The 24,720-nt window shown below is 39.8% G+C and carries 21 protein-coding genes, 2 tRNA genes and 2 pseudogenes; 12 read left to right on the forward strand and 13 right to left on the reverse strand.

Annotated elements, in window-relative coordinates; all coding sequences use genetic code 11:
- Positions 1-333: pseudogene (locus I2I13_RS24490) on the reverse strand (hypothetical protein); the annotation flags it as partial.
- 4 nt (positions 334-337) lie between these two features.
- Entirely contained in the window at positions 338-523 is a 186-nt protein-coding gene (locus tag I2I13_RS10860) for a hypothetical protein (RefSeq protein WP_004300779.1), read from the reverse strand.
- Between the two features lie 95 nt (positions 524-618).
- Here I2I13_RS10860 and I2I13_RS10865 point away from each other — a divergent pair, with 95 nt between their 5' ends.
- A complete protein-coding gene (locus tag I2I13_RS10865; protein WP_195649488.1) occupies positions 619-1,350 on the forward strand; it encodes a bifunctional 2-polyprenyl-6-hydroxyphenol methylase/3-demethylubiquinol 3-O-methyltransferase UbiG in 732 nt (243 codons plus the stop codon).
- Positions 1,351-1,494: 144 nt separating this feature from the next.
- Here I2I13_RS10865 and I2I13_RS10870 read toward each other — a convergent pair whose 3' ends face one another.
- Positions 1,495-2,097, reverse strand: a complete 603-nt coding sequence (locus I2I13_RS10870; protein WP_195649489.1) for a TlpA disulfide reductase family protein — start codon at positions 2,095-2,097, stop codon at positions 1,495-1,497.
- A 94-nt stretch (positions 2,098-2,191) separates the two neighbouring features.
- On the opposite strand from I2I13_RS10870, the gene I2I13_RS10875 reads away from it, so the two are divergent.
- Positions 2,192-2,265, forward strand: a tRNA-Thr gene (locus I2I13_RS10875).
- A gap of 526 nt (positions 2,266-2,791) precedes the next feature.
- Here the strand turns inward: I2I13_RS10875 and I2I13_RS10880 are convergent.
- The 5 genes from I2I13_RS10880 to I2I13_RS10900 all read right to left on the reverse strand — a co-directional run bounded on the left by I2I13_RS10880 (position 2,792) and on the right by I2I13_RS10900 (position 7,095).
- On the reverse strand, positions 2,792-3,511 hold the full coding sequence (locus I2I13_RS10880) for a hypothetical protein (protein WP_195649490.1): 720 nt from the start codon (positions 3,509-3,511) through the stop codon (positions 2,792-2,794).
- A complete protein-coding gene (locus tag I2I13_RS10885) occupies positions 3,495-4,631 on the reverse strand; it encodes a hypothetical protein (RefSeq protein WP_195649491.1) in 1,137 nt (378 codons plus the stop codon). The genes I2I13_RS10880 and I2I13_RS10885 overlap by 17 nt, the downstream gene beginning before the upstream one ends.
- Positions 4,632-4,901: 270 nt before the next feature.
- On the reverse strand, positions 4,902-5,663 hold the full coding sequence (locus tag I2I13_RS10890) for a Fic family protein (protein WP_195649492.1): 762 nt from the start codon (positions 5,661-5,663) through the stop codon (positions 4,902-4,904).
- A gap of 2 nt (positions 5,664-5,665) precedes the next feature.
- Complete coding sequence (locus tag I2I13_RS10895) at positions 5,666-6,406, reverse strand: Fic family protein (RefSeq protein ID WP_032566013.1); 741 nt, start codon at positions 6,404-6,406, stop codon at positions 5,666-5,668.
- 26 nt (positions 6,407-6,432) lie between these two features.
- Positions 6,433-7,095 (reverse strand): helix-turn-helix transcriptional regulator, encoded by a 663-nt coding sequence (locus I2I13_RS10900; RefSeq protein WP_195649493.1) that lies wholly within the window; start codon positions 7,093-7,095, stop codon positions 6,433-6,435.
- A gap of 136 nt (positions 7,096-7,231) precedes the next feature.
- On the opposite strand from I2I13_RS10900, the gene I2I13_RS10905 reads away from it, so the two are divergent.
- The 7 genes and pseudogenes from I2I13_RS10905 (at position 7,232) to I2I13_RS10935 (ending at position 13,856) form a co-directional block, all read left to right on the forward strand.
- The gene (locus tag I2I13_RS10905; protein WP_195649494.1) at positions 7,232-7,474 is read left to right on the forward strand and encodes a hypothetical protein; all 243 of its coding nucleotides are present in this window, start codon (positions 7,232-7,234) and stop codon (positions 7,472-7,474) included.
- Between the two features lie 127 nt (positions 7,475-7,601).
- Positions 7,602-8,933 (forward strand): DUF3987 domain-containing protein, encoded by a 1,332-nt coding sequence (locus I2I13_RS10910; protein WP_229128620.1) that lies wholly within the window; start codon positions 7,602-7,604, stop codon positions 8,931-8,933.
- 132 nt (positions 8,934-9,065) lie between these two features.
- Positions 9,066-10,019, forward strand: a complete 954-nt coding sequence (locus I2I13_RS10915) for a toprim domain-containing protein (protein ID WP_195649496.1) — start codon at positions 9,066-9,068, stop codon at positions 10,017-10,019.
- A 192-nt stretch (positions 10,020-10,211) separates the two neighbouring features.
- Positions 10,212-11,597, forward strand: coding sequence for a MobV family relaxase (gene mobV / locus I2I13_RS10920; RefSeq protein ID WP_195649497.1), 1,386 nt, complete (start codon positions 10,212-10,214; stop codon positions 11,595-11,597).
- Positions 11,598-11,776: 179 nt separating this feature from the next.
- Positions 11,777-12,394: pseudogene (gene tssD, locus I2I13_RS10925) on the forward strand (type VI secretion system tube protein TssD); the annotation flags it as partial.
- A gap of 3 nt (positions 12,395-12,397) precedes the next feature.
- Complete coding sequence (locus I2I13_RS10930) at positions 12,398-13,258, forward strand: hypothetical protein (protein WP_195649498.1); 861 nt, start codon at positions 12,398-12,400, stop codon at positions 13,256-13,258.
- 1 nt (position 13,259) lies between these two features.
- On the forward strand, positions 13,260-13,856 hold the full coding sequence (locus I2I13_RS10935; protein ID WP_195649499.1) for a hypothetical protein: 597 nt from the start codon (positions 13,260-13,262) through the stop codon (positions 13,854-13,856).
- A 161-nt stretch (positions 13,857-14,017) separates the two neighbouring features.
- On the opposite strand, the gene I2I13_RS10940 is transcribed toward I2I13_RS10935, so the two are convergent.
- The 4 genes from I2I13_RS10940 to feoB all read right to left on the reverse strand — a co-directional run bounded on the left by I2I13_RS10940 (position 14,018) and on the right by feoB (position 18,164).
- Positions 14,018-15,190: a site-specific integrase gene (locus tag I2I13_RS10940; RefSeq protein WP_195649500.1), complete on the reverse strand. Its 1,173-nt coding sequence runs from the start codon at positions 15,188-15,190 to the stop codon at positions 14,018-14,020.
- A gap of 149 nt (positions 15,191-15,339) precedes the next feature.
- Positions 15,340-15,414, reverse strand: a tRNA-Cys gene (locus I2I13_RS10945).
- A gap of 51 nt (positions 15,415-15,465) precedes the next feature.
- Entirely contained in the window at positions 15,466-15,681 is a 216-nt protein-coding gene (locus I2I13_RS10950) for a hypothetical protein (RefSeq protein WP_148364751.1), read from the reverse strand.
- Positions 15,678-18,164 carry a ferrous iron transport protein B gene (feoB, locus tag I2I13_RS10955; protein WP_148364750.1) on the reverse strand — a complete coding sequence of 829 codons (2,487 nt, stop codon included), beginning with the start codon at positions 18,162-18,164 and terminating at the stop codon, positions 15,678-15,680. Before feoB ends, I2I13_RS10950 begins: the two co-directional genes overlap by 4 nt.
- 145 nt (positions 18,165-18,309) lie before the next feature.
- Here feoB and tilS point away from each other — a divergent pair, with 145 nt between their 5' ends.
- On the forward strand, positions 18,310-19,590 hold the full coding sequence (gene tilS / locus I2I13_RS10960) for a tRNA lysidine(34) synthetase TilS (RefSeq protein WP_195649501.1): 1,281 nt from the start codon (positions 18,310-18,312) through the stop codon (positions 19,588-19,590).
- Here tilS and I2I13_RS10965 read toward each other — a convergent pair.
- On the reverse strand, positions 19,575-20,411 hold the full coding sequence (locus tag I2I13_RS10965; protein WP_195649502.1) for a 4Fe-4S binding protein: 837 nt from the start codon (positions 20,409-20,411) through the stop codon (positions 19,575-19,577). The two genes, tilS and I2I13_RS10965, sit on opposite strands and share 16 nt — an antisense overlap.
- A 236-nt stretch (positions 20,412-20,647) precedes the next feature.
- On the opposite strand from I2I13_RS10965, the gene rho reads away from it, so the two are divergent.
- Positions 20,648-22,945 (forward strand): transcription termination factor Rho, encoded by a 2,298-nt coding sequence (gene rho, locus I2I13_RS10970; protein WP_148364748.1) that lies wholly within the window; start codon positions 20,648-20,650, stop codon positions 22,943-22,945.
- Between the two features lie 283 nt (positions 22,946-23,228).
- Positions 23,229-24,695 carry a sulfatase gene (locus tag I2I13_RS10975; RefSeq protein ID WP_167511758.1) on the forward strand — a complete coding sequence of 489 codons (1,467 nt, stop codon included), beginning with the start codon at positions 23,229-23,231 and terminating at the stop codon, positions 24,693-24,695.
- Positions 24,696-24,720 lie beyond the last annotated feature (25 nt).

Genomic DNA, 24,720 nt, shown 5'->3' on the forward strand with positions numbered 1-24,720 from the left:
ATATGGGTAGGACTTCTTATCATAATTCAACAAATCATGCAAGTCATGAAAGTCGACAATCCGGTGAATCAGATTGGCAGAAGGAAGAAATTGGCAACATACCTCTTTTTCTCCCTCCAATTTATATTTTATTTTTGGTATACATACATCAGTAATATTCACACCATCAGACTTTAGTATCTCTATATCCACTACCTTCCCATATGTTTTCTTGCTATACGCTTTTATTATCTTGCAATGAATTATCCACAAGATTCCCATTTGCAGAACAAGAAAAGCACCTCGCAATAGAAGTACAACAGCAACTATACAAACTATTATATTTATAAACATACTTTTATTTTTTATGTCGACTAGCTCTTTTCTTCCGGATATCTGCTTTCATCTTCGCTGCACCCGAACCATGCTGACCACGAATATACGTCGCTTTTTTCGCTTTCGTTTTCACCTTTTCCTCTTCTTTGGGCTTATCTTTCTTACCTTTAAAAACGATGCCACCCATGATTGCTTCTTCTATACTCATATAATCATTTATTAGTATTCAATATTTCCGATGGCAAAGATAACCCTTTTCTGCGGATTTATTTATCTTTGCAAAGTTAACAATCGTAACCACCAATGGCAACAACAATTCTTTCTGCAGAAAAGGACCCGATGGGAGCCGCTATTTCTGACTATTTCAACCATCACAGAGCTGATCGTTTGCGGGTATTTTCTTCTCAATTCGAAGAAGATGAAATTCCCGTCAAAGAACTGTTTCGTAATATACAGTCTATGCCTATACTAGAGCGTACCGCCCTGCAAATGGCTACCGGACGGATTTTGGATGTAGGTGCCGGAAGTGGTTGCCATGCGCTGGCACTTCAGGAAATGGAAAAAAACGTATGCGCCATTGACATTTCTCCCTTATCTGTCGAAGTAATGAAACAACGCGGAGTGAACGATCCCCGCCTCATCAACCTTTTTGATGAAACATTTTCCGAAACATTCGATACGATCCTAATGCTCATGAATGGTTCCGGAATTATCGGACGGCTGAATAATATGCCCGTTTTTTTCCAACGGATGAAACGTATTCTCCGCCCTGGTGGATGCATACTTATGGATTCCAGTGATTTGCGTTATCTTTTTGAAGAGGAAGACGGTAGCATAGTCATCGACCTTGCCGGAGATTATTACGGAGAGATTGACTTCCAAATGCAGTATAAAGATGTAGAAGGAGACACATTCGACTGGTTATATGTAGATTTCCAGACTCTTAGCTTATATGCTTCCGAATGTGGTTTTAAGGCAGAATTGATAAAAGAAGGAAAGCATTACGATTATCTGGTCAAACTTAGCATTGCTTGAGAATACATCATCATATAGTGACGGTATGCACTCCGGATAGCGTCACTATATAACCAAAATAGTAACGCCATCACATCAGGATAGCGTTACTATTTTTATATACTCATACCTGTTCCGTTAGAAACATCTGATGAGGGTTTTCTTTCATTTCAGCATTTCATTAATTGCCTGCACAAGAGAAGCAAACTCTTCCTCATTATATAAACGAGTCAGCTTTACAATTTTCCCTTCCTTATCAATCAACACGTTTCTCGTTATTCCGGATTCACGTAATGCATATTTCGCAAAAATATCAGCTCCCGGATCCAGTCCTAACGGATAAGTGACTCCGGTAGATTTAGCAAAAGCCAGTACTTTGTCAAGCGGTTCGTCACGGTCAATGCCAATCAGAGCAAAGTCTGCATTATTTTTATGCTTCAACCAAATATCCTTCTCGATAAACGGCATTTCTTTACGGCAAACTCCACACCAGCTTGCTGTGAACTGCAACATGACTACTTTACCACGAAGGGAAGATAAACTCACCTGTTTCCCATCTGTCAAGGTAATCGTGAAATCCGGAGCCATCTCTCCTACCCGGACAATATATCCTGTACTATCTGCCTGAACAGATTTTGCATCCGCAGCTACTTCTACACTATCTGTTGCAACTTCAACATTCGCCGTTCCTTTCTTCTGTCCGGAACAAGCCCATATACCTATGGCTAAAAGCGCCATACTACATACATTCATAATTTTCATTTTCATCTAATCATTGGTAACTTTGCAAATATAAAAAAAGTATGCGATGTATTTGCATTTTTAAAAGAAATTCATACCTTTGCACCCGCAAAAGAAAAACGCCTCTTTAGCTCAGTTGGCCAGAGCACGTGATTTGTAATCTCGGGGTCGTTGGTTCGAATCCGACAAGAGGCTCTCCAGAATGAATGCTGTTTATCACATCAGATAAGCAGCATTTTTTTATTAATTACCGTTACATTTCAAGTAGCAAGTCCGGGTACACGTTGAAAAAAAGCGTTTATCGGTGCATCGTAAATAAACTTATCCAAAGCTTGCGCCCCTATTTGCGTCCTCTTCAAAAACAAAAAGCTCCGAAACCCTTTATTATAAGTAGTTTCGGAGCTTTGCTTGAGGTTCCTGGCGGATCTTAAACCACCAAGACAATCCTTTTATTTCCAATTGATTAGAACTATCTTAGCTTCGCTACTGTAAAACAATTGTAAAACAAATATTCTGTTTAAATCGTTTATTAATAGTCACAAAGATAAACTGATAATTTTAATTTGCAAAGAAAAAATGGAAATAATTATTTCATTTCTTCTTCAAAACGAGCAGACCTATCTAAGCTATCCTCATTGCTGTTGCACTGATTACAATTGAAATAGTTATAGCTCATCTTAAGCAAATTCATTTATATAAAGATTTAAAAACCACATACATCTTAAAACTTTTGTCCTTGATATATTTCAATTTTTCTATTTTTAAACTCCTGGCTTATATATGCATATGCACTCCCAATTGAGTACAGTAGGATTAGTAGATAATAAAACATGAGGTAATATGTTAAACATCTAAGAAACAGAATACCTACTAAATACAAAGAATTTCTAAAAGCCTCCCATGACCAAAACAAAGGAATATCTGAAACAACCAAATCTTTATAATACAGAAAATAGTCCACAACTGAAATGGACATAGAATAAGAGGTACTAAAACACAATGATAATAATAAAATCAATATTATAGATAAAATAATAGAATAAGCAGTTAATGAAGTATATTGCATGAAAAAATTTCTTCGTTTTAACAATCTTACTCTTTCAATATGAGTTTTATTAGTAACATCAAAATTAGTGCTATTAAATTTATCAAATATCATTATTATAAGATTAATATTCAATCCTATAAAAATAGATAAAGCTGTTATTATATAGCCAGCAAATTCTTTATCAATACCTTCATTAAATATTGTTGTCACAACTAAAGCAACAACTAAAATAAGAAGTTTGAGAGTTGTAAAATAATTTTTCTTTTCATTTTTTTTAAGTTCATAAAGAAGACTTTTTTTCTGCCATTCATGAGCATCATGAATGATTCCCAATGTATATCTGATAGGTAGTTGCTCTATGAACCAACTAAATAATCTATTCATCCGTTTCATAAATTCTATACCCCGGCAAAGTTTCTGATTTTACAATCTCTAACTTATTATAACAGTACTCCTTCAACTGAACGAAGTTAGGTATTCCATCTTCATCAACATCCACTTCTTTATAAAGATAAATTATTGGACGAATCTTTAAATCTTTATCTATTTCAAAAGTACTGGTATTTCCTGTTTTAGTATTTTTAATTGTACCAGTGCAATGTTGATAATCCTTAGCAGCCTTATTATTTAAATTCATATTCAGTATTCTTTGTAGAAAATTAGGAATTTGCGAATAAGTAATAGGCTGATTAGATGGAGAGGACACTTCTACTTTAAGTACAACATCCTTCACTTGCTGTTCCCCTATTTCATCATCACCATTTATAGTATCCCCATTTATAAAGGGAGTAGCAAAAGTAAAATGATCTAATATACTATTCGCAGAAAACTGCTCACTCATTTCCTTTGTGCAATAATATGAAAATTCAACATCATATTTATCTCTTTTGTTACGCAGGGTTTTTCTTATAAACTCAATAATTTCGTTTTTTACCGTTATATCAGGATAATATTGCAGTAACATATATCCAACATTATGATTCATTGGCAAATAAATCATGCAATAATAATCATCTGTTATAACATCATCCTTATTTACTTCTTTTCTATTATTCTTATTCCGAAGCTGACGTGCATTTCGAGGACGACCATAAAGCCCTCCAATCATTACTCCTTCTAGGATATTTTCGGTTGGATGATATACTAGTTTAGTAGCAACCTCTTCAGGAGTTAACATAATATGAGCTTCATGTTTTACCAAACCTGCTCTAGACTTTTTGACTGATATTCCTTTTTTCTTTCCTAAGTGTGGAACTACAAATTCATCCTGATCAAGAGTGCGATAGAAGTTTTTGGCATATTTCTCGAACACAATATCATCATTGACTGTAGATTCTATATTGTACTTCTTGCATATTGCTTGTTTAAATGAAAAATCAATCTCGTCTTTATGCAAAAGCGCTATTTTTATAATGGTTAATCTTGGACTATTATCCTGCTTTTGTTTTTCTATACGCTCTAATTCAGCATCTTCTCTACTAGCTCGTGCTAATGTTGTTCGTGGGTTCGGCATTATTTACTCATTTTAGAATTTCAAATTTTATTAGATTCTCATTTTAGCTATTGAGTTAACAATTACAAATATACACAGAAGCTTCTAATTATCATAAAAATTAGAGCATTATTTCTAATCTTTCCTCCAAACGACATTTTTATACCATGATAGCACCCCTTTATTGAGAGCAAATGAGCGTCTATTTCATTTTTTGCACCTTTAATATTATAGTTTGGTGCTGTAAATAAGCAATTTGCTTTCATCTAGCTTTTCATAACTTAAAATTCTTTAAGCCATGATAGACAAATATTGCTGCAAAGCGGCTATCTCCGCTTCAACTACTAACTTCTGAAAGTCTTCCGGCAACTGTTCCGTATGTGACTTCTCCAAAGCCTTGTAGTAGTTTACCTTTGCGTCATTACTACCTTTCAGAGCAATAATAACATAGCCATGACGAAGAAGATACAAGTTCATCAACAAACGAGAGGTACGCCCATTACCATCTATAAACGGATGAATCCGCACCAGCTCATCATGTAAATAGGCAGCAATAAGAACAGGATGCACCTTTTCTAATTCCATTTGCTTGAAACGGAGAATGAAATCTTCCATCTGTTTCTCTATCAGATAGGGCTGCGGTGGCATATGTGTACTACCTAAAATCATAACTGGAACTGTGCGATACCTTCCGGCATTCTCACGGTCTATCCCATGAAGAATAAGGGCGTGTATCTCTTTGATAGTTCGTTCGCTTATCTCTATATCTTGTTTGGCAATATCTTTAATATAGCTGATAGCTTCGGCATGATTGATTGCTTCCAAATGTTCACGCATGGATTTCCCCGAAATAGTAACGCCTTCGTTTACTACAAGGGCTGTTTCCTGTAAGGTGAGCGTATTCCCTTCTATACGGTTACTTTCATAGGTATATTCAATATCCAAAGCATCTTGAATCTTTTTCAAGGCTTCTTCGGGAAGTGGACGCAAAGAGGATAATTGCTCTTTGAAAACATCTATTTCATTCAGTAATTCCTTAATATCTTCATTCATGGTTACTCTATTTCTTTAATTCGTTCCACTTGCTTATTCAGAAAGTAATCGGCATAAGGAGAATAATTGCCCGTTTCATAAAAGGCAATCAGTCCTTTCCTGTAGTTCAGTATATCGGCATCTTTGGAGGAATAGACAGGGATAATGTCAGCGTTCATCAAAACAATGCTTTCCACCATTCGGGAAGTACGTTTGTTGCCATCAATGAAAGGTTGTAACTTAGCTATGTTACAATGGAGATAAACAGCTCGTTCCAATGGATTGGTATATTGCTCCTGCTGATAAAGTATTTCATGCAACTTAGCCCTAATATCGTGTAAGTCCTTTGGGGGAATATATTCTGTACCACTGATACGGACAGCTCTGGTTCTTAAATAACCCGATTCTTCATCGGAAACCAAGCCCGTAGATATAGATTGATGTACCCTAAACAAAGTACGCTCATCTATCACTTCTTGATTCTTCCCTTTATTGATATACTCCACTTCGGAAATAAAAGTATTATATAGGTTTTTCAGCATTTTGGCATCTTCATACTTCTTTTCGGAAGTAATACCATCTTTGAGCAATGCCTCTGTTTCCACGTAAGTATAGGTATTACCTTCAATCTTACCTGAATAGTAACACCACACTACCGCCAAATCTTTTATTTCACTCGAACGCAAATCCGATAGCTTAGCTAAAGGATGATTCAAAATGAATTGCGCTTTTTCCTGCTGTTCTTTATTAAATATCTGTTCCATAATCATAAAACAATTGCAGCCTATGGTTAGATTTTATTGTTCCCTATAATACTTTTCCCTTCATAATATTTAATCCTGCCTTTCAGTTCATCAATATCCTTCTTAATAGAATCCGTAACAGGAATATTGTGCTTATCCAGAAAAGACATAAGTTTCTGTAGTTCTTCCTGTATTTCCATCTTTCGGATACCATAGTAGTAGGTAGATGTAAAGTCGAACTCGTCTTTAGACATCAATACCCTTGCCACATCTTTCGGAGTGGTTTTATCTGTTATCGTAATCTCCGATTCTAATAATGAAGAAATGTATTTCAAATCCGCAGCATCAGGGCTATACTGTTTCTTTAGTATGTCAAAGTATGAATTAAACTTTTGTTCTTTGGCATCCCATTCGAGTTTCACCATTCCGAAGCCGTGAATTGAATAAGCTATTACTTTTTTCAGCAATCCTTCCAACTCTTCCTTATTGATGCATATACCACTCGTAGTATCAGCAGAGTAGCTATCAAAGAAATAGGCGGGCTCTACATTAAAGTATTGAGCCATAGTTAGCAGCGTATCTATCTTAGTAGAATTCGCTTTAATGATTTTGTGCAAACTCTGCTCCGTCATACCCAGTTCAACGGCAGCCTGTTTCATTGTTACGTTTTTCTTTTCGCACAACTCTTTTATTCTTTCAAGATGGACCATAAGATTGTATTTAAAAGTTAAATACTAAACAAATAGTTTAGCTTTAAATATATTCTTTCTATATTTGCAGCCACAAAGATAAGAAATAAAATTTAGTTCTAACAATATAAACGAAAATTCTAATTAGAAAGAAAAGATGGAAACAGTGATTGTAACTACAGAAGCCGTTATCGAAAAGATAATGGAGAGAGTGTTGGATAAGAAGTTGCCGCAACCGCCCGAAGCGAGTGTTGAAAAGACTTATAGTATTAACCAAGTGGCGAGAATGATGGGACGTTCTCACAAAAAAATTTCAGACCTTGTTGCAGCAGGCGTACTAAAAGCAACTGCCGATAATCGAATTTTTGAGAGTTCTATTAAAGAGTATAATAACAAGTAAAGCTAACTGCTAAACAAAAAGTTGAACATGCGAATTTCTTTTTCATCCACCACACGAGAAAGTAAAGTAACGCTCCCCAGATGGGGCGTTACCTTGTAAATGAATTGATATGATAGCCCATGATAATATGCCTGAACAACAAGAAGATAGTTTTCCTATCTCTGTTTTCCCTGAACCGATACGGGAAATAATAAGCGAAACAAAAGCCTGTCTGAATTATCCGACAGACTACATTGCTTCTGCTATCTGCTTTACCCTTTCCGTTGGTATAGGCAACAATTTTGTTGCAAAGGTAAAAGAGGGGTGGGACGAACATGCCATCTTATATATGGCAATCATCGGACGTTCAGGAGTAAACAAGAGCCATCCGCTTAGTTTTGCCATGCAGCCTTTGTTTGAATTGGATATGAACTCATCCGTCAAATATCAGAAGGAGCGGAAGGAGTACGACCGTCTACTGTTTGCAAGCAGAAAAGAAAAAGGCAGTAAAGAAGAAAAGGAACTGCCAGTTGAACCTGTACTGAAAAAGTTCATCGTATCGGATATTACCCCCGAACGGCTTATCACGATTCATCAAGATAACAAACGAGGTATCTGTCTATATGTAGACGAACTGATGTCGTGGTTAAAGAATTTCAACCGTTACAACAGTGGTTCAGAAGAACAGTTTTGGTTATCCGTATTTAGTGGTAAACCGATTATACTGGATAGGCAGGGAAATAAAAGTTCTGCTTTCATCAAGCACTCCTTCATTTCCGTGATTGGCACTATACAGAAAGGATTGCTCAAAGAACTGGCAAAAGGAGAAAGAACAGAGAACGGTTTTATCGACCGCATCCTATTTGTTTTTCCACCCAACTTAAAGAAGGAGTATTGGAATGAGTGTGAACTATCTACGCACATCGCACCACTTTGGGAGTCTATTATCAGAAAGTTGACCGATATTCAATGTACTACAGGAGAGAATGGGGAACTCATTCCGTCCAAACTTGCCTTTAGCACGGAAGCTCGCAGCCTGCTCTACAAGTGGCAACACATGAATACAGACTTATGCAACACAGAATCTGATGATATTCTGGTCGGGGTATATAGCAAATTGGATATATACATTATCCGTTTCAGCCTGATTCTACAATTAGTCCGATGGGCTTGTGATGAAGCGGAACGGACAGAGATAGACCAAACAAGCGTAGAAGGAGCAATCGCAATCGTTGAGTATTTCCGTAATTCAGCAAAGAGAGTACAAGAGATTACCAATTCTTCGGCATCATTGGAACAGCTACCAACCGACAAAAGTAATCTGTATAATGCTTTACCTATGGAGTTTACCACAGGTGAAGGAATTAAGATAGCCCAAAAGCTAAATATCTCGGCAGATGCTTTCAAGCGTTTTTTAGCAGACAAGAAAGGAAAGCTCTTTGAGAATGTCAGCCACGGATCATACAAGAAGATGATATAAGCCTGCATTATCCGCATTTTCCACACTTTGACTTTCATATAATTGATTTTCAAGTGTATAAATATGCGCATGAAGTGAACTCGCCACACTTTATGCAGGTACGAAACAACCTTTGGCGAAAAAGAGTTAGATATGAATATAGAAGAAGTAAAGAATATCAAATTAGCCGATTATCTGCAAAGTTTAGGCTACCACCCTGCCAAACAGCAAGGAAACAGCCTTTGGTACAACTCACCATTTCGGGAAGAAAAAGAACCCTCGTTCAAAATAAACCTTGACCGTAACGAGTGGTACGATTTCGGGATAGGTAAAGGCGGCAACATTATTGCACTGGCGGCAGAACTGTATCATATATATAATGTGTCCGACCTATTACATCGCATCGAAGAGAAAGCACCGTACATTCGTCCCGTTGCTTTCTCTTTTCCACAGCAGACCATCGAGCCGAGCTTTCAGAATCTGGAAGTCGTTCCGCTTACCCATCCTGCATTACTTCGTTACTTGCAAGAACGTGGGATAAATGCGGAACTGGCAAAAAGAGAATCCAAGGAGCTTCACTTCGTCAGTAACGGTAAACCCTACTTTGCTGTAGGCTTTCCCAATCAGTCGGGAGGGTATGAGGTACGCAACCCATTTTTCAAAGGATGTGCAGCCCCTAAAGACATTACCCATATCCGACAGCAGGGAGAGCCCAAAAGCACCTGTTTTCTTTTCGAGGGATTCATAGACTACCTTTCTTTCCTCACACTCCGGACAAAGAGCAATCCGCAATACCCCTGTTTGGACTGGCAGGACTATATCATCCTGAACTCGACTATCAATCTATCGAAAGCGATGTACCCGTTAGCAGACTATGAACATATCCATTGCTTTCTCGATAACGACAAAGCAGGGGTAACGGCATTGCAGGAGATCACCAAAGAGTATGGTATACGTGTACGTGATGCTTCACGCCACTATTCCGAGTACAAAGACCTGAACGACTTTCTTTGTGGTAAGAAGCGCATACAGTCCACTGACTTAACCCGGCAGACAAAGCAAGCGCTACAGCCGCCCAAGAAAAAGAACAGAGGTTTCCGAATGTAATCTGCCGCATGCACCCCGCAGGTATTTAGTCAGAAATACCATAGCTTATTAGGGCTTTTTCTTCACGCTCCGTTACACTTCACTAAAAAAGCCCCAATAAGCCAAAGGGTTTCCAACCCTCTGGACACCCCGAATCGGCAGACGCCTGCCGAAATAAAGCGCTTCAAAGTTAAACATTAAAATTAGAAATAAATGGGATATGCAGTATTACATATGGAGAAAGCCGGCGGTTCGGATAACGGAATGTCGGCACATATTGAGCGAACTATCGCTCCAAAGAATGCGGATGCCAACCGCACACATCTTAATCGGGAAATGGTGACCTTTCCGGATGGAGTTAGCAATCGTACCGAAGCGATTCAACACCGATTGGAAACAGCAGGGTTGCAACGCAAGATTGGCAAGAACCAAGTTCGGGCGATACGCATTTTACTTACGGGCAGCCCCGATGATATGAAACGGATTGAGCAGGGCGGCAATTTAGATAAGTGGTGCAATGATAATTTAGATTGGCTTTACAAGACTTACGGAGCAAAGAATATCGTTTCGGCAGTTCTGCATCTTGATGAAACCACACCTCACATTCACGCCACGATGATACCTATCGTTACAGGTGAACGGAGAAAGACTAAGACAGAACAGGCAAAAGCCAAAAGGAAGTACCGTAAGAAATCGACTGACACCGCCCGATTATGTGCCGATGATGTGATGAGCCGTGTCCGTCTGAAAGAATATCAGAACAGTTATGCTGAACAGATGGCAAGGTATGGTTTGCAGCGAGGTGTTGACGGTTCGGAAGCCAAACACGCTTCCGCTTCTCAATACTATCGGGACTTGCTTACCCAAACCGAGAGTGTACAGGTAAATATATCACAGCTACTTGAACAGAAAGAACAAGCAGAACAGGAACTATCCTCAGCCAAAGCAGATATTAAAAAGGAGAAATTGAAAAACTCCGCTGCTGATATCAGCTCTAAGTTGATAGATGGGATCAGTTCCCTGTTGGGCACTCCTAAAGTAGCGAAAACCGAGATAGAGAATAAGAAACTAAAAACAGCTATACAGCAATTGTATAATGAAAATAAAACTATTCGGCAAGAGGTTGAAGCTATTCAAAGTAAAGCATTAGGTGAAATTGAGAACCTAAAAAAAGAGTATGATGTAGAGCTTGAAAAGACCAAGAAACATTACATACAGCGAGAGGAAAAATTTATTAATGAGAATAGCGGATTAAAACAATGCCTGTCTAATCTCTTTCAGTGGCTACCCATCGCCCAAGAGATATTACAGATGGAGAAGATATGCAAGGTTATCGGCTTTACAGCCGAACAAGTCAGCAAGCTTTTAACAGGAAAGTCACTATTCTTCAGCGGTTCACTATACAGCGAAGAGCACAAACGAAGATTCAATACTGATAACTCCACGGCAAAGATAGCCCAAGATAGTGAGGCTAAAAAGCTGTTCCTTGTAGTGGATGGCAGCCATATTACCGACTGGTTTAAGCAAAAGCATGAAGATTTATCAATACGTCTTTCTCGTAGCCGAAATACGGATAAAGAGAAAGGACTAAGAATATAAATATCAGAAAGTTGATACACAATATTTTGATAGAAAAGAAAGTTGAATTAATCTTTTTCTCTATATTTGTCCTACAAACTAAAATTCAGTAACATGATAATGAATAGAGCGGTTTTAAGAATTAATGAATCGGAATATGATATTCTTAAATTCAACTATAAGTTCCAAGGGATACAGATGCCAAAGGTCGCCCATATGGCAATTATTATGGCGGTGAGATATCAGTTCAACTTGAGTCCACTGATAATATCCGGCTATTTCAGCAAATGATTCGCAAAGATGTGCCAACAGTAGACGGTTCTATTGAAGTGCTTTCAGGTAATGACGGAATTTGTGTCAGGCGTATTGAATTCGAGGAAGCGTATATCTACTCTTACGGAGAGCATATGCAATCTGCAAGTTACTTACCCATGACAACTACTATTGCTATAAGCCCTATAAGGCTGGATTTCAACAACAAGGTGATCCGGCTTGACCGTAAATGGCCAAGAGCTTCGTACGGGTGGCAAAAGTATGAGGAGGTGAAATATGCGAAGCCCGTATCACGTGAAGAAAAAAAGAGCATGAAAATTATTGAGGCATATTGGATTGATAAAAAGAATAAAAAACGAAAAGATTTATTAACAGATCATCCGGTTAAACTCTATATCGTATTAGAAGAGTACACTGTTGGGGCGGAAGCTAAGTTCCATTTTGCAAATGAAGATAATAAAGATTGGGATACTGCCGACTTCTCCGGAATTATTGATAAAGATGGAATTGTAGAAATAAATGATTTTCAATTAATAAAAAAATAAATTATGGGAAGATGCAAAATAACTGCTATTAACGATGATATAAATGGCTTCGCAATGCTCAACGTGAGGATAAACAATAAGAGACTATTCATTGCGCGGTCGAGCATAGATAAAGCTTTGCCGGAAATGTACAATTACGATGGCGAACAGCTATTTTTTGTAGAAGTGCCTTATGATGCATTGATTGTTGACGGCATAGAACGGGCATCGGGAAAGGCGCGAACGGTGATGACTTTAGCCAAAATGGAGCAAAGTATTGCCGCCGGAGGGAAATCCTATAAAATAAATCCTGCCTATGGCGTGGAAACATCACAAATAGAATCATACTCCTTTACAACTAAAGGAGGAGAAGTAATGACCGTGACACCACAAGAAGGTCAATACCGGTTCTATTCAAACCGAGGTATAACAAAAATACTGGGGATTCTTGAGCAGACCGGCAATTTATTGGATATTGTCAGTATCTTAAACTTCGGAATGAATAGTGATAATAAAAAAGAACTGCTGCCTATACCCGGACCTTTGGGAGTATTGAATCTACCGATGAAACGGTATTTAGACGAGACAGACGAAGTTTTGGAGCATGCTGCGAAAGAGCAGTTGAAGAGGGCGAAGAAAGAAGGGATTGATGCTGTCCGCAAACTTGTTAGAAATAGAATGTACAAAAATATGGGATATGACCTACTAGACGTGTCAAACGATGTAGTTAATCGTATTATGGAGAATGAGTTTAACACAATAGAGGAGGTGGATAGGTTTGCCAGCAATAGTGTACCAAAGACAGCATCCATTTTGTATAGAAAAACAGAAGACAATCTTGGCGAAATAGCAACCATAGAGGCTTTCTTCTTTAATATAGAATAAGATGAGGAATTTATTATTAGTTTTATCAATCATTTACAGTTCGTGTGCGATCGCTCAAAATCCGGATAAAATAAACGTGCATATTAAACCGATTGAGTCCGACCTACAAATAGAGCTTGTGTGTGACACAGTGAATAATCGTGTGTGGGAAGTGCGTTTTCCTTTTGAGTATGAAATAAAGGATCAAACCCCTGCCGGTGCATGGGTTAGGGGTGCTGATTTTTACTATTCTGCAGAATTTTTATCTAGATATACAGAGGCAGGATGGACATCAGTACCTTATTGGATGAAAATTGATGGAAAATACATGTTTCATCCTCACCCAACGAAGCTAAAAGAAGGTAGATATCCGAACCCCAGTTATTACCTGATACGTTCTATGCACAGTATCCAAGAAAAAAGTGATATACAGGATAGTCTGGCTCAATACATTCCGGAACTAAAAAAATTTAAGGTTAACATCGGCACACTGAAGGAATTTAAAGCGAAACATCCACAGTTGACAGAAAGATTTCTCAAAGGAGACAGTGTGAGCATTCAAGGCTATAATAAACGAACTAAGCACTATGAATCAATTGATCTGCCTATTGAATATTAAAGTAGAGCAATCATGTAAAAATGAGAACAAGTACTGGCGAGAAGAAAAAATTCTTTATTCTCGCCCGCATTGTATTACACCTACTTTGTGCACATTCTTAATATACAAATACACAATACATTAACAAGAAATGTGAGGGAAGTGTGGAAAATGTACCCATATTACACCATCCACTTATCCCGCATCTCCTTCACTATATCCTCGTCATGCAAGTGCGTATAAATATCCTTGATGTCATTACCCTCCGCATGCCCCATTATCCGTTCGGCTATCCCATCACGAATACCTTTCTTCGCAGCGAGCGTTCGGAAGCTGTGCCGTGCTCGATGGAAGGTCATTGTCTTATCAATCTTCAAATCTGCCATAATATCTTTCAAATAACGATTGGTGGGCTGATTGGATATTGGCAAGAATATCTTTTGGCACGGTTCTCCATTTCCAAGTAGAGCCACGACTACAGGCGAGACAATGGGAATTTTATAAGTTACGCTGGTTTTGGTACGCTCATTACATAATATCAGATACGTTTCGCCTGTATCAACTGTTATCGGTTTGATGTCCGAATAGGTAAGTACAGAGAACTCAGCAAAGGATAGGCTGGTATAGCAGCTAAACAGAAACTCTCTCAATACTTCCTGCTTTCCCTTGCTGTATTCTTTCTTATCGTACACCGCTTGCAGCCTTTTAAGCTCTTCTTCCGTTAATACATCGTTATTCTGTGCCTTGATATTCTTTTTGATTTCAAACTTCTCATAGGGATTCTTTGCCAATTTCTCCTTATCGACAGCAATGCCAATCAGAAATTTCAAGTTAGAGTGCTTCTTGTAGACGGTAGAAAGAATATTGCCTACTTCAAGTTCATGGTTATGGAACTGCTGAATGAAGTCCAAAGTTACCTCACTGAAAGAAAGGGTTGGTTTCCATTCCTTCATCGTATTGATGAGCTTGTAATAATTGGAAATCGTTCCTGCTGCACGGGATTGTTTTAGCTGCTCAATCTCGTTTGCTATGAAAACATAGAAATCCGTATTGCCGTGATGCTTATCTTTCAGACGTTCCAAGAATTGAGGGATAGGCAACGGAGTAAAGAAGTTCTCCATTACTATCGTGTCTGCCTTCTGATACACTTCACTGATGGCTTTGTTGTAGTAGTAACAACGAGGTTCAGAACCACGTACCGTATTCGATACTTTGTTCCAATGTTTGGGGTAAACCGCTATATTCATACTGATTAAAGTAGAACGACGGTAAGCAGTGTAACGCAGACAAACCATCTGTTTGCCTTCTTTGGTTGCATAATCTTTGCGCAACTCAATCTTAATCGTAGCTTTCATTACAATTTTTGGCTGTTTTACTGTAAAACAATTGTAAAACAAAAGCTGAAAACTATGAAATTTCTTCTTCCAATCCTTCCACCACAGAGGACGTAAGTACTTAAAAAACAGAAGGATTAGAAATTCTCTTTCTAATCCTTTCTTGCTTTTGGAGGTTCCTGGCGGATTCGAACCGCCGTACACGGTTTTGCAGACCGCTGACTAAGCCACTCATCCAAGGAACCATTATTTCTCGTTTGCGGTTGCAAAGGTAGTACAAATTTTGAAACTACCAACTATCCGCAGCAATTTTTCTTTGTACTTTTTTTCTTTACATCACACTCTCCGCGTTTCTTGTCCATCATATCCTTTAGTTCACAGCCACTTACACAGCTATCGCAAGGATTCTGATTTTCTCGCGTACGACGAAAAAAAAGAAATATTCCATATATAACGCGGGCAATACAGAGTACAACCAGTACTCCGACTACCCAATCTTGCCAATTATTCATACAAACAGTCCTCCAATCTGATAAACAGCAAATGATACAAGCCAAGCCAAGCCCGTTGTGTAACAAGCAGCAAAGAGCGCCCATTTCCAACTACCCGATTCCTGTTTTATAGCCGCTATCGCCGCAATACACGGAAAGTAAATCAATACAAACAACATATAACAGAAAGCAACCAATGGAGTAATCGGAATTCGTTCTGCCAAACTTACCGAATCAGCATCCGGATCATCTGCATATAAGACACCTAATGTACTTACTACCAACTCTTTCGCTCCCACACCGGAAAGCAAGCCAATACCTAGTTTCCAATCAAATCCCAGTGGTTTTATAACCGGCTCTATGCCACGCCCCAACTGGCCGATATAAGAATTTTCCTGCTGTTCAGCAGCCGTTTCATAAGCATCATGATTCGGATAATATCCCAGGAACCAGATTATAATAGAAGCAATCATAATAATTCCTCCCATCTTTTTCAAATACTGCGCTCCCTTTTCCCATGTGTGACGGAAGATCGATTTCGCTGTCGGCATCCGGTAAGGTGGAAGCTCCATCACAAATGGAGTATCATCACCTTTCACCAAAAACTTGCTAAATAAGCGGGCCATTACCACAGCCAATACAATACCAATCACATAAATACTTAACAACACCAGACTTGCATTGTTCGGGAAGAAAGCACCCACCAACAATAAATAAATCGGCAGACGCGCACTACAAGACATCAAAGGATTCACCAACATTGTAATAAGGCGGCTCTTCCGGTTCTCAATAGTACGGGAAGCTATAATAGCAGGCACATTGCACCCAAATCCCATAATCAAAGGTATGAATGATTTTCCGTGCAATCCCATTTTATGCATGATCTTATCCATGATAAAAGCCGCACGAGCCATATAACCCGAATCTTCCATAAGAGAAATGCAGAAATACAAAATCAAGATATTCGGCAAAAAGACAATAACCGCTCCTACCCCACCAATAATTCCATCAATCAGCAAATCTTTAAATGGACCTTCTGCCATATTATTGCGCAACAAGTCACCAATCTGCTCAACAACCCATTCAATCCCCATCATCGGATATTCTCCAATGACAAACGTACCTTCAAACATCAGATACATAAAAAGGAAAAAAATAGGAAATCCCCAAACACGATGAGTTACGATCGAATCCAGCACTTTCGTTGTCTGCGCCTGCTCCAAGTGATTATCTGTGAATGTCTCTTTCAGTGCACCGCTGATAAATCCATATTTAGCATCCGTAATAGCCGATTCACAATCCTCATTCATTGTGTCCTGAACACGCTTCGACATCTTGTCACGGACATGGAATATCTCATCCGCATTTGGCAATGTGCGCACAATACGTTCAATATCAGGATCATTCTCCAACAATTTAATGGAAAGGAAACGGGTAGAATATTTATGCCGGATAAATTCGTTCTTAGACACTTCACTTTTTACAGCCTCAATCGCTTTTTCGATATCAGGTCCATGATTAATATGAATATGTCGGAAGACACGTCCCGTCTTTTTGTGTTCACGCACATAATCTTCCAAATGCTCTTCCTCATGTTTCTTGCGATCCACCAAGGAGTCATGCCATTCAGTCAAATCCTTAAGAACTTCCGGATTCATATTTCCCTGTTTGTCGAAGAAGTCTACTCCTTCATACAGATTGATAACAACATGAAACAAGGTGTCCAATCCACGATTTTTCTTACTGACAGTAGGCAACATCGGCACCCCGAACAACTTGCTCAACAGATGATAATCCAAGGTATTTCCACTGGCTTCCAACTCATCATAAATATTCAGAGCTACTACCATGCGGACATTCATATCTATCAATTGGGTAGTCAGATATAAGTTTCGCTCCAGATTGGAGGAATCGACCACATTAATAATCACGTCCGGAGTTTCATCGATAATATGACGACGGACATAGATTTCTTCCGGCGTATAAGCAGACAAAGAATAAGTTCCCGGCAAATCGACAATACGGAAATGATAGCCTTCGAAATCAAAATAACCTTCTTTGGCATCCACGGTTACACCGCTGTAGTTTCCGACATGCTCATGAGCACCGGATGCAAGATTAAACAGAGAAGTCTTGCCACTGTTCGGGTTTCCGACCAAAGCAACATTGATGGTACGGCGTTTACCTAACGCCAACCGTTTCATATCTTCTTCTTTTACTGAAAGGTCTTCAGGCAATCCTTCATGATAAACGGTCTTTTCGGCCAGCTTCTTTGCTTCCTCCTCGCTGATCACTTCGATCATTTCAGCTTCCTGACGACGAAGAGAAATTTCATAACCTAAAACTTTATATTTTATGGGATCTTTTAGCGGGGCATTCAACAGCACTTCAACCGTTTTACCTTTAATAAAGCCCATCTCCACAATACGTTTACGAAAACCACCGTGCCCCAATACCTTTACAATAACACCTTTTTCTCCTGTTTTTAATTCGGACAAACGCATAACTCTCAAAATTTTTGGCAAAGATAATTCATAACTTCGGAGCATGCAAATTATTTAGAATGTTTTTAAATAGCAGCCTTTTTCATCCTCTAAAAGATTCAGAAAAAATAAAAAAACTTATTGATAAACTCGTATCTTTGCAGGCATGATACAACAACGCGTTACAAAATATATAGAAAAGGAACATTTGTTCTCACCGGATGATAAAATCCTGATCGCATTGAGTGGTGGTGCCGACTCGGTAGCATTGCTATATATTCTGCATACAGCAGGTTATCATTGCGAAGCCGCACATTGTAATTTCCACTTGCGAGGCAAAGAGTCAGACCGGGACGAGTTATTTGTCCGCCAACTTTGCGAAAGAATGGAAATCCATTTACATACCATTGATTTCAACACGACCCAATATGCAACGGAAAAACATATTTCGATTGAAATGGCCGCACGGGAACTCCGCTACCAATGGTTCGAGAAAATTAGAAAAGAATGTCAGGCAGATGTTATCGCTGTGGCCCATCACCAAGATGATAGCATAGAAACTATACTACTTAACCTGATTCGGGGAACAGGAATTACCGGTCTGTTAGGAATCCGCCCCCGTAATGGAGCCATCGTACGCCCTCTGCTTTGCATCAACCGGGAAGAAATAATTCGTTACCTGCAAAACATCGGACAAGATTATGTGACAGACAGCACCAATCTGGAAGACGAATATACCCGTAATAAAATCCGGCTCAACCTCCTTCCCCTCATGCAGGAAATTAATCCGTCAGTCAAAAACACTCTGATAGATACGAGTAATTATCTGAATGATGTAGCCACTATATATAATAAATGTATAGAGGCGACTAAAAAGAAAATCATTACAGCAGAAGGTGTCCGAATCAGTGATTTGGTTAAGGAACCGGCACCCGAAGCTATCTTATTCGAAGTCCTGCATCCTCTAGGATTCAATTCCGCACAAATCAAAGATATCGCCCATTCGCTTCATAGCCAACCGGGCAAGCAATTCTGCAGCAAAGAATGGAGAGTGATAAAAGACAGAGAATTCTTATTAATAGAAACCATTGAATCTGAAAATGAGGTTCTTCCTCCTTTTCAAATCATCAAAGAGGAAAGAGAGTACACCCCGGATTTTCTCATTCCACGTGAAAAGGAAATAGCCTGTTTTGATGCCGACAAACTGAATGGAGAAATTCATTACCGGAAATGGCAACCGGGAGACACTTTTATCCCTTTTGGAATGAAAGGAAAGAAAAAAATAAGCGATTATCTGACCGACCGCAAATTTTCTATCAGCCAAAAAGAACGCCAATGGGTACTCTGCTGTGGAGAACACATCGCATGGCTGATAGGCGAACGAACAGACAACCGCTTTCGTATTGATGAAACGACCAAGCGCGTCGTGATCTACAAAATAGTTTGAGGCAACTTCTGTTTCTTGAAGCAATCTGACAACAAAACTGCAAAAGGGGTATCATATACCCTTGCTTTCCTAACGCAAGCTTTTACACAGGCGCAACATTTAATACATTTAGCCTCATCCGTATGTAGCTCGTCCCCTTTCGTTATAGCCCCTGCCGGACAACGGACCACACACAACCCGCAATGGGTACACAAATTCTCATCTTCCACCCAAGGAGCCCGGGGAAGCGGTGTCCCACTTTTACGTAACTTGATGACTTTCCTCAAAAAACGGAACAAAGGAAAAAATGGCTGACTCGGACGCTTGATAGCACGTACATCCACCGGATAAAGGGTATCCATATTATCAGCTGTCTGTATTTTTTCCATGATTTTCTTCCCAAACTCCACCGCAAAGGCTAAATCCGTTTCATCAGGACGTCCCATTGCAATCGGATATTTGTCGGTACTATATGAATGTTCTCCAATAAAAGTTGCCCCGGCTATTACTTTAAATCCATGAGGAATAGCAAAAGCATCCAGTTCCATTAAAGCTTTTTCATAAGCACGATTTCCATAAACCACTACCAAAACGGTAGGAGTATCCACTCCACGGATATACTGCAAACGCTCCATTGCCAGAGGAGCGACATGTCCTCCATACACAGGCACTACAATAATAGCCAAAGAAGATGTAGGAATCACAATTTCATCTGCAATCTGCTGTGTCACATTGATAGGAAAAATATTTTTTATGCCCGCTCCGTGAACAATCGCCTCCGCAACTTGTTTAGATGTGTGTGTAGGCGAAAAATAAATTAAATGAGCTTCATTTACTGTCATACTATTTTCTTTTATGTAGCAAAGATACACTTTTACGTGGAAAAAAATGTTTGATTGTTCATGAAACCAAAAAAAATTATTATCTTTGCCCCGTTGAAACATTCTACGATTCAACATATACATCCCTAATTCAGAATAAAAAACAAAACGTATGCTCGCATATCTGTAGCCATGAGCTGTAGTAATGCTGTCCATAATTCAGCAAAAAAAGAAATATTAATAACTTACCATACTATATGTATAACATTATCCAATTAAACGACAAAAATCTGTCGGAACTTCAAGTTATTGCCAAAGAGTTAGGCATAAAAAAAGCAGACTCATACAAAAAAGAAGACCTTGTTTATAAAATACTCGATGAACAGGCCATTGTAGGAGCTACAAAAAAAGTTGCCGCAGATAAACTAAAAGAAGAACGCAAAAATGAAGAACAAAAGAAAAAGCGTTCACGGGTAGCTCCTACCAAAAAAGAAGACAAGGTGGTTTCCGCAACAAAGAGTGGAGAGGCTAACAAGACAAAAGAGCCCACTCCTGTAAAAGCGGCACCACAACCTTCCCAAAAAGAAGAGAGTACAAACAAAGAAAAAGAAACTGTTGTTGTAGAAGCTAAAGCAGAAAACACTGCTACTCCCAAGCGTAAAGTAGGCCGTCCTCGTAAGAACTCTGACGCAGAAGAGAAAAAAGAAGTAGAAAATGCAAAACCGGCAGCACCCAAAGTAGTGGAGTCTAAGCCTGTTGTTGCAGAGAAAGCTACTGGTACTGAGGAAAAAACGGCTCCGGTACAACAGCAAACAGCCGAGAAGAAAGCAAAAAACAAACCTGCATCAGAAGCGAATAAGCCTGTTGCAGAAACAAATAAACCGGCTGCAGAACCTAACAATCCTGTTGTAGAGAAAAAGGTTATAGATAAACCACAAAAGAAAGCTGCCCCCGTTATCGACGAGGAAAGTAATATCCTGTCCAACGTTGACGACGATGATTTTATTCCAATCGAAGATCTGCCTTCTGAAAAAATAGAGCTTCCTACCGAACTATTCGGAAAATTCGAAGCTACCAAAACAGAATCAGCACAGACAGCACCGGAACAATCATCTCATCCTCAACAGCAACAACAATCTCAACAGCAGCAATCCCAGCAGCAACGTCCGCGTATTGTTCGCCCACGCGACAATAACAACGGCAATAATAATGCTACTAACAATGGCAATAACGCCAATAATAATAGCAATAATAATTTCCAGCGTAACAACAATAACCAGAATCAGGCTCAGATTCCAAATCAAAATCAGAACCAAAACCAACAACGCTTACCGATGCCACGTGCCGCTCAGCAGAACAATGCGGGTGAAAATCTTCCGGTACAACAACAGCAGCAGGAACGCAAGGTTATTGAACGCGAAAAGCCTTATGAATTCGATGATATTCTCAACGGAGTAGGCGTTCTGGAAATTATGCAGGATGGATACGGATTCCTCCGTTCTTCCGACTACAACTACCTTTCTTCTCCGGACGATATTTATGTATCACAGTCTCAAATCAAACTATTTGGTCTGAAAACCGGTGATGTAGTAGAAGGAGTTATCCGTCCACCCAAAGAAGGAGAAAAATATTTCCCATTGGTAAAGGTTTCGAAAATCAACGGACGTGACGCAGCTTTCGTTCGCGACCGTGTTCCTTTCGAACATCTGACACCTCTCTTCCCGGATGAAAAGTTCAAACTTTGCAAAGGCGGTTATTCAGACTCTATGTCTGCCCGTGTTGTCGATCTTTTCGCTCCTATCGGTAAAGGTCAGCGTGCATTGATCGTTGCCCAACCAAAGACAGGTAAGACCATCTTAATGAAAGATATAGCTAATGCTATCGCAGCCAACCACCCGGAAGTTTACATGATTATGTTGCTGATTGACGAACGCCCGGAAGAAGTTACTGACATGGCTCGCAGTGTTAATGCAGAAGTAATCGCTTCTACTTTTGACGAACCGGCAGAACGTCACGTAAAAATTGCAGGTATCGTATTGGAAAAGGCAAAACGTCTGGTAGAATGCGGTCACGACGTAGTTATCTTCCTTGATTCTATCACTCGTCTGGCTCGTGCATACAATACAGTATCTCCTGCATCCGGAAAAGTTCTTTCTGGTGGTGTGGATGCAAATGCACTTCATAAACCAAAACGCTTCTTCGGTGCTGCCCGTAATATTGAAAACGGCGGTTCACTGACCATTATTGCTACCGCACTGATCGATACCGGTTCTAAAATGGACGAAGTTATCTTCGAAGAATTTAAGGGTACAGGTAACATGGAGTTGCAGCTCGACCGCAACCTGTCCAACAAACGTATCTTCCCGGCAGTCAACATTACCGCATCCAGCACTCGTCGCGACGACCTGTTGCTTGATAAAACAACCCTTGACCGCATGTGGATATTACGCAAATATCTTGCCGACATGAATCCGATCGAAGCAATGGACTTCGTTAAAGACCGTCTGGAAAAAACCAGAGACAACGACGAATTCCTGATGAGCATGAACAGCTAATCAACAGCAAACTTATAAATGAACGGTGAACAAACTGCGCCATAACAAGTGCAGTTTATTCACCGTTTTCTTTTTCAGTAACCCGTTTTATGACTTATCACCTGCCGTTTATCACTTATCATTCAACTCCCATCACCGATAGTTCCCCCTAACGGCCAGCCAACCTTTCATTTTTGTACAAAATACTTTCATTTGCGTCCAAAACCACTACCTCACCCTTTTTTACGTTTCCTTTTTTCCTATTTTTGCTTCCAAATCAAATATTACTTAATTCTAACCAGTAATGAAAACTATTTATCCATTCATGGGATTAGCCCTGTGCAGCGTGACAGCACAGGCTCAAGAAAAGCCCAATTTCCTGATTATTCAGTGCGACCATCTTACACAACGTGTTGTGGGAGCTTACGGACAAACACAAGGCTGTACCCTCCCTATTGACGAAGTCGCTTCACGAGGAGTTATCTTCTCCAATGCTTATGTAGGCTGCCCTCTCAGCCAACCCTCACGTGCTGCTTTATGGAGTGGCATGATGCCTCATCAAACCAATGTACGCTCCAACTCCAGCGAACCTATCAACTCACGTATTCCCGAAAACATACCGACATTAGGAAGCCTTTTCTCTGAAAACGGTTATGAAGCCGTACACTTCGGAAAAACACACGACATGGGTTCACTTAGAGGATTCAAGCATAAAGAACCGGTAGCCAAGCCATTCACCGATCCGGAATTCCCGGTTAATAACGACAGTTTCCTGGACGTAGGAACATGTGAAGACGCTGTTGCTTATCTAAGTAATCCGCCGGAAGAACCATTCATCTGTATTGCCGATTTTCAGAACCCTCACAATATCTGCGGATTTGTAGGAGCAAACGAAGGAATACATACCGACCGCGCCATCAGTGGAACCCTTCCGGAGCTACCGGCCAATTTCGATGTAGAAGACTGGAGCAATATCCCTAAACCAGTGCAATACATCTGCTGCAGCCATCGCCGCATGACCCAGGCCGCTCATTGGAATGAAGAGAATTACCGTCATTACATTGCCGCTTTCCAACACTATACCAAGATGGTTTCCAAGCAAGTAGACAGCGTATTGAAAGCCCTCTACTCCACTCCTGCCGGAAAAAACACAATCGTTATTATCATGGCTGACCATGGTGATGGAATGGCTTCACACCGCATGGTGACCAAGCACATCAGTTTCTATGATGAAATGACCAACGTACCGTTTATCTTTGCAGGTCCTGGCATCAAACAACAGAAAAAGCCCGTAGACCAAGTATTGACACAGCCTACGTTAGATCTTCTGCCTACCCTTTGTGATTTGGCAGGAATTCCCGTTCCGGCCGAAAAACCGGGAATCAGCCTTGCACCTATATTAAAAGGGGAGAAACAGAAAAAAACTCACCCTTATGTAGTTTCCGAATGGCATAGCGAATATGAATATGTCGTTACTCCCGGACGTATGGTACGCGGACCGAGATACAAGTACACTCACTATCTGGAAGGTAACGGAGAAGAGCTATATGATATGAAAAAGGATCCGGGAGAACGCAAGAATCTCGCCAAAGACCCTAAATACAGTAAGGTTCTCGCCGAACACCGTGCCATGCTTGATGATTACATCGCCCGCACCAAAGATGATTACCGGAGTTTGAAAGTAGATGCCGATCCACGATGCAGAAACCATACTCCCGGCTACCCCAACCACGAGGGCCCTGGGGCACGAGAGATACTCAAAAGAAAATAAATTATAAAAAAGAGTGAAGATTTCT

This window comes from Bacteroides sp. D55t1_190419_B8 (genome assembly GCF_015558905.1).
In the GTDB taxonomy this organism is placed as follows: Bacteria; Bacteroidota; Bacteroidia; order Bacteroidales; family Bacteroidaceae; genus Bacteroides; species Bacteroides vicugnae.